Origin of the sequence: Tardiphaga sp. (assembly GCF_041424195.1) — a bacterium.
GTDB lineage: Bacteria > Pseudomonadota > Alphaproteobacteria > Rhizobiales > Xanthobacteraceae > Tardiphaga.
Genome location: NZ_JBGMOE010000146.1, coordinates 1 through 6,699, shown reverse-complemented (window position 1 = coordinate 6,699; position 6,699 = coordinate 1). Strand labels below are relative to the sequence as shown.

Sequence of the window (6,699 nt, the reverse complement as noted above, 5' to 3'; positions counted from 1 at the left end):
GATCGCGATCGTCTACACGTCGCTGGTCGCGCTGATGCAGGAAGACATCAAGAAGCTGATCGCCTACTCGTCGGTCGCGCATATGGGCTATGTGACCATGGGCATCTTCGCCGGCACGACGCAGGGCGTCTCCGGCGCAGTATTCCAGATGGTGTCGCATGGGATCGTGTCGGGCGCGCTGTTCCTCTGCGTCGGCGTCGTCTACGACCGCCTGCATACCCGCGAGATCGCGGCCTATGGCGGCCTCGTCAACCGTATGCCGATTTACGCGGCGCTGTTCATGGTCTTCACCATGGCCAATGTCGGTCTGCCCGGCACCTCCGGCTTCGTCGGTGAGTTCCTGACGCTGATCGGCACCTTCAAGGTCTCGATCCCGACGGCGACCTTCGCCTGCGCGGGCGTCATCCTGTCGGCGGCCTATGCGCTGTGGCTGTACCGCAAGGTCGTGTTCGGTGAACTGACCAAGCCTGCGCTGCAGGGCATCAAGGACATCACGTTCCGGGAAGGCCTGGTGCTGGTGCCGCTGGTCATCCTCACCATTCTGTTCGGAGTCTATCCGAAGCCGGTGCTCGACATGTCGGCGGCTTCGATCCAGCTCCTCGTTAACAATTACGCTGCTGCAACGTCTGCCGTGAAGGCAGCCGCGCTGCTGCAATGACCGCAGCAGATCAGGATAACGCGCAATGACGATTACGACCGCCGGATATTCCCTGCTGCCCGTCCTGCCGGAGCTGATGCTCGCGGTTGGCGCCATGGCGCTGCTGATGATCGGTGCCTTCAACGGACCGAAGATCACGGGCCTCGTCACCACACTGGCCGTCTGCCTGCTGGTGGTGGTGGGCGCGGCTGAAATCATGCTGCCCGCCGGCAAGCATGTCACCTTTGCCGGCAGCTTCATCGTCGACGATTATGCGCGCTTCCTGAAGGTGCTGGCGATCATCGCATCGACCGTGACGCTGATCCTGTCGCGCGAATTCCTCGCGGACCAGTCCCGTCGCATTTTCGAATACGCCATCCTGGTGCTGCTCTCGACGCTCGGCATGATGGTGCTGATCTCGGCCGGCGACCTGATCATGCTGTATCTCGGCCTCGAATTGATGAGCCTGTCGCTCTATGTCGTCGCAGCTTCCAACCGCGACAATGCAAAGTCGACCGAAGCCGGCCTGAAGTATTTCGTGCTGGGCGCGCTGTCGTCCGGCATGCTGCTCTACGGCGCTTCCATGGTCTACGGCTTCACCGGCACGGTGTCCTTCGCCGGCATCGCCGCCGAAGCCAAGACGGGCAGTATCGGTCTGGTGTTCGGTCTGGTGTTCCTGCTTGCGGGCCTCTGCTTCAAGGTCTCGGCCGTGCCGTTCCATATGTGGACGCCCGATGTCTATGAAGGCGCGCCGACGCCCGTCACTGCTTTCTTCGCCTCGGCCCCGAAGGTCGCAGCGCTCGCCGTGTTCACCCGTGTTGCGCTGACCGCGTTCCCGGGCATTGTCGTGCAATGGCAGCAGGTCGTGGTGTTCGTGTCACTGGCCTCGATGGTGCTGGGCTCGTTTGCCGCCATCGGCCAGACCAACATCAAGCGCCTGATGGCCTATTCGTCGATTGGCCATATGGGCTTCGCGCTGGTCGGCCTTGCCGCCGGCACCCAGGAGGGCGCGCAGGGCGTGCTGGTCTATATCGCGATCTATGTGGCGATGACCCTCGGTACCTTCGCCATCATTCTGACCATGAAGCGGGGCGGCCAGCCTGTTGAGACGATCAAGGATTTCGCCGGCCTGTCGCGTACCAATCCGATCATCGCCTTCTTCTTCGCGATGTTCCTGTTCTCGCTGGCAGGCGTGCCGCCGCTGGCCGGCTTCTTCGGCAAGTTCTACGTCTTCATGGCGGCCATCAAGTCGGGCCTGTTCGTGCTGGCCGTGGTCGGTGTGCTAGCCAGCGTGGTGGGCGCGTTCTACTACCTGTCGATCGTGAAGCTGATGTATTTCGACGAGCCGGTCGGGAAGCTCGATCCGATGCGCGTCGAGCTGCGCACGGTGCTGGCTGTGGCGGGCATCTTCAACGTGCTGTTCTTCGTCTATCCGGCGCCTCTGGTCAGCGCGGCGGCATTCGCAGCGAAGTCGCTGTTCTAGATGGCATTTTCGCTCGGTCCCCGAGCCCTCGCGGCGGGCACGAAGCTCGCCGCATTCGACAGCACCGGTTCGACCAATACTGAAGCCATGGACCGCGCGCGCACAGGCGAGCGCGGTCCGATGTGGTTTGTCACCACGGAACAGACGGCCGGCCGCGGCCGCCGCCATCGGCCATGGGTCGCTCCCCGCGGGAACCTCGCCAGTTCGGTGCTTGAAGTTCTTGATGTGACGCCGTCGGTTGCAGCCACGCTGGGCTTCGCGGCCGGCGTCGCTGTTGAGAAGGCACTCCGGCAGATCAGCGTCGAAGCCGCGATACGGGCGCCTCAGTCGGCCGCGAATGATTATCGGCTGAAATGGCCGAACGACGTTCTGGCGGGCGGCCATAAGCTGGTCGGCATGAATCTGGAAGCGGAAGCAGCGCCGAACGGCCAGCTTGCCGTTGTCGTCGGGATCGGCACCAATGTGGTGGCAGCGCCTGACAACATGCCTTATCCGGTTGCTTCCCTGCATGCGATGGGCGTTGGCGCCAGCGCCGAAGACCTGTTTTCGGCGCTTTCGGACACCTGGCACGAGATGCGCGGCATCTGGGATTTGGGCCGTGGGTTTGCCGAGATCCGGCGGCAGTGGCTGGAGCGCGCAGCGGGGATCGGTCAGCCGGTGTCCGTGGACAATGGCGCGCAGACGATTTCGGGAATTTTCGACACCATTGATGAGGCCGGCTGTATGATTGTCGCGACAGCGGATCGCCGGCGAATCCCTATTACCGCCGGCGATGTTCATTTCGGATCGGCCGCGTCGACAAGGACAGAATACAAATGACGCGACCCAATGAATTGACCTTCGCACCACTGGGAGGCGTCGGCCAGATTGGCATGAACCTGTCGATCTATGGCCTTGCCGGAAAGTGGCTGGCGATCGATCTTGGTGTTTACTTCGGCGACGAGGAACATCTGCCCGGCATTGATCTCGTCATGCCCGACGTGCGCTTCCTGGAAAAGGAAAAGAAGAATCTCGTCGGTCTCGTCCTCACCCATGCCCATGAGGACCATTTCGGCGCCATCATCGACCTGTGGCCCAAGCTGAAATGTCCGATCTATGCGACGCAGTTCAGCGCCGCGCTGTTCGAGGCCAAATGCGCCAGCGAGCGCAATCCGCCGAAGATTCCCGTCACCGTGGTCCCGTCGGGCGGCCGGATTAATCTTGGCCCGTTCGATATCGAGTTCATTCCGGTCGCACATTCGATTCCGGAATCTCATGCGATCGCGCTGCACACGCCGCTCGGCACCGTGCTGCATACCGGCGACTGGAAGATCGATCCGACGCCGATCATCGGCAAGCCCACGGATGAACGGCGCCTGCGCGAACTCGGCGATCAGGGCGTGCTCGCCATCATCGGCGACTCCACCAATGCCGTGCGGGAAGGGCGCTCTCCGTCGGAAATGGAAGTCGGCAAGACCATCACCGAACTGGTGAAGGCCGCCAAGGGCCGCGTCGCGGTGACGACCTTCGCCTCCAACGTGGCGCGTCTGCGCGCTGTCGCCGATGCTGCGCTGGCCTCGGGCCGCGAAGTCGTGGTGGTGGGCCGCGCCATGGAGCGCGTCGTGCAGGTGGCGCGCGAGACCGGTTTCCTCGACGGCGTGCAGCCGTTTCGCAACGCAGATTATTACGGCCATTTCCCGCCGGACAAGGTGATCGCGCTCTGCACCGGCAGCCAGGGCGAGCCGCGGGCCGCACTGGCGCGCATCGCCAACAACGATCATCCGATGGTGACGCTCAACAAGGGCGACACGGTGATCTTCTCGTCGCGTACCATTCCCGGCAATGAAAAGGCCGTCGGCACCATCATCAATGGCCTGGTCACGCAGGGCATCGAGGTGATCACCGACCGCAATGCGCTCGTGCATGTCTCCGGCCATCCGCGGCAGGACGAACTGCGCGACATGATTTCCTGGGTGCGTCCGCAATTGCTGATCCCTGTCCATGGCGAAGCGCTGCATCTGCACGAGCATGCCAAGCTGGCACGCGCCTGCGGCGTGCCGCGGACCATGATCGTCAAGAACGGCGATCTGGTGCGTCTGGCGCCCGGCGATCCCGCTGTAATCGATGAGTTGCCCTCGGGCCGGATGTTCAAGGACGGCCTCATTCTCGAGGACTCCAAGTCCCGTGCCGTGACCGAACGGCGCCGGCTGTCCTTTGCCGGCTGCGCGTTCGTGGCATTGGCCGTGACCATGAAGGGCGAACTCGTCGATGATCCTGCGGTCGATCTGATCGGGATTCCCGAAAAGAACCTCAAGGGCGAGGTGATGGAAGATGTCGTGTTCGACATCGTCGTCAACATCGTCGAGAACCTGCCCAAGGCGCGCAAGCGCGATCCGGATGCGATGGCGGAGTCGGTGCGACGCGCTGTCCGCTCGTCACTCGCCGATCAATGGGGCAAGAAGACGATGTGCTACGTTCACATCCTGCAGGTCGAAGACTAAAAACGAAGAAACAAGAATACGGAGGACACCATGCTGGGCCGGCTCAATCATGTGGCGATTGCCGTCGCGGATGCGGAGAAAGCTGCGAAGATCTATGGCACCGCCTTCGGCGCCGAGATTTCCGCGACCGTGCCGCTGCCGGAACATGGCGTGATCACGGTGTTCGCGACACTGCCGAACACCAAGATCGAGTTCATCCAGCCGCTCGGTGCGGATTCGCCGATCGCCAAATTCGTCGAGCGCAATCCAGACGGCGGCATTCATCACATCTGCTATGAGGTGCCGGACATCATCGCTGCGCGCGATAACCTGATCAAGGAAGGCGCGCGCGTGCTCGGCGACGGCCAGCCGAAGATCGGCGCCCACGGCAAGCCCGTGCTGTTCCTGCATCCCAAGGATTTCTCGGGCGCGCTCGTCGAAATCGAACAGTCCTGAGGACCCGATGGCCTACACGATCTCGACGTCGCTCGCGGTCTATTTCGTCATCTGGTGGATCACGCTGTTCCTGACGCTGCCGTTCGGTGTGCGCAGCCAGCATGAGGACGGCGAGAGCACTGACGGCACCGATCCCGGCGCACCCGTGCTGGCGCGGATGGGGCGCAAGCTGATCTGGACCACGCTGATTTCGGCGGTGCTGTTCGCGGTCGGCATGTATGCGTATCGCATGGACTACTTCAACATCGAGCGGCTCTCGAAGCTGATGGGCGTGCCGATCTAGGTGCACTTGTTTTTGAGCGAGTACTGATTTGGTCCTGTGTCGTTCGGAGCAGCCATATGAAGCGCTTTCTTCTGTTCCTGTTGCTTGGGCCGGCCGTCGGCTTCGCAGTGTTCGAACTGCGTGAAATTGCCAGCGGCAGGATCATCGGCGGCTTTCCCGGCTTCATCATGGGATTGCCCTTTGCCTACTGGTTCGGGCTCATCCCGTCGCTGGTGATGTGGCTCGAGGACTGGTTCCTCGAAGACAAGATGCGGCTGTGGCCGAAGGTGCTGACCTCGGCACTGACCGGCTATGTGGTCAGCATCGCCATGATGTTGATCTGGACGTCGGTGTCGATCCCGCTGCGTCAGATCCTCACATTCGGAATCGTCGGCGCAGTGCAGGGCCTGGTCTGTTCGTGGCTGTCGGGCATTAAGCCCAAGAGCGCTGCGCTGTAGTAGAGACACTGTGCATCTCTGACAAAAAAGGCCGGCATTGATGCCGGCCTTTTCTGTGTCTCGCGCGATCTGAAGTATAGCGCTGTCGTTGCCGGCAATTTTTCGAAAAAAAAAGAGCAGGGCCGCAGCCCTGCTCGGAAAATTGTGTCGACCCTATTACCCCAAACTTTGGATTTTATCCTTGCTTAGCGGGTTGACGCTGCTTGAGCGCGTCAGGGCTCCTCCCGAGACTTGGACCACCAGACTCTGTCCTTACGAACCGCCTGAGTTGTGAGTCGTAGCTCAACTTTTTTTGTTTGTCATCAATTTCAGCAATGTGTGTTCAAAATTCGGGCAGGCGTAGAATGAGACCCTTTACGTCGTCTTCGAACCTTCCGGAAACGCTCTGGCCGCCCTCAGAAACGGGAGCCATCTGACAGCATGGGAGAGAATTCGCCAGGCGAACGGAATTAAGCCCCGATTGCCGGCTTCAAGTCGCGGACTACCCGGCGGCGGGCCTGTTGCCCTTGTATTTTGGCGGCCGATCCGGTTTCACTCGCGTTCTCCCGTGTCCCTCCGATTCCCAGGCCTAACCATGCGATTGTCGCGTTATTTTCTGCCCATTCTCAAGGAAACGCCGAAGGAAGCGGAGATCGTCTCGCACCGGCTCATGCTGCGTGCCGGCATGATCCGGCAGGAAGCCGCCGGCATCTATGCCTGGCTGCCGCTGGGCCTGCGGGTGCTGAAGAAGATCGAGCAGATCGTCCGTGAGGAGCAGAACCGGGCAGGCGCCATCGAGCTCCTGATGCCGACACTGCAACTCGCCGATCTCTGGCGCGAAAGTGGGCGCTACGACGCCTATGGGCCGGAGATGCTGCGCATCGTGGACCGGCACAAGCGGGAGCTTCTCTACGGGCCGACCAACGAGGAAATGATCACCGAGATCTTCCGCGGCTATGTGAAGT

At 61.6% G+C, this 6,699-nt stretch carries 7 protein-coding genes and 1 pseudogene; all 8 read left to right on the top strand.

Annotated features, from left to right (window positions below; genetic code table 11):
- Positions 1–658 (top strand): NADH-quinone oxidoreductase subunit M (locus ACEK02_RS19235; protein WP_371423170.1); only part of this gene is annotated, 658 nt, incomplete at its 5' end.
- Between the two features lie 25 nt (positions 659–683).
- Positions 684–2,120: an NADH-quinone oxidoreductase subunit NuoN gene (nuoN, locus tag ACEK02_RS19230; protein ID WP_371423169.1), complete on the top strand. Its 1,437-nt coding sequence runs from the start codon at positions 684–686 to the stop codon at positions 2,118–2,120.
- Positions 2,121–2,939, top strand: coding sequence for a biotin--[acetyl-CoA-carboxylase] ligase (locus ACEK02_RS19225; protein ID WP_371423168.1), 819 nt, complete (start codon positions 2,121–2,123; stop codon positions 2,937–2,939).
- Positions 2,936–4,600 (top strand): ribonuclease J, encoded by a 1,665-nt coding sequence (locus tag ACEK02_RS19220; RefSeq protein ID WP_371423167.1) that lies wholly within the window; start codon positions 2,936–2,938, stop codon positions 4,598–4,600. Before ACEK02_RS19225 ends, ACEK02_RS19220 begins: the two co-directional genes overlap by 4 nt.
- Positions 4,601–4,630: 30 nt before the next feature.
- Positions 4,631–5,035, top strand: coding sequence for a methylmalonyl-CoA epimerase (gene mce, locus ACEK02_RS19215; RefSeq protein ID WP_315841857.1), 405 nt, complete (start codon positions 4,631–4,633; stop codon positions 5,033–5,035).
- Positions 5,036–5,042: 7 nt separating this feature from the next.
- The gene (locus ACEK02_RS19210) at positions 5,043–5,318 is read left to right on the top strand and encodes a DUF1467 family protein (RefSeq protein ID WP_371423166.1); all 276 of its coding nucleotides are present in this window, start codon (positions 5,043–5,045) and stop codon (positions 5,316–5,318) included.
- 56 nt (positions 5,319–5,374) lie between these two features.
- Positions 5,375–5,755 (top strand): hypothetical protein, encoded by a 381-nt coding sequence (locus ACEK02_RS19205; RefSeq protein ID WP_371423165.1) that lies wholly within the window; start codon positions 5,375–5,377, stop codon positions 5,753–5,755.
- A gap of 574 nt (positions 5,756–6,329) precedes the next feature.
- A pseudogene (locus tag ACEK02_RS19200) lies at positions 6,330–6,699 on the top strand (proline--tRNA ligase); the annotation flags it as partial.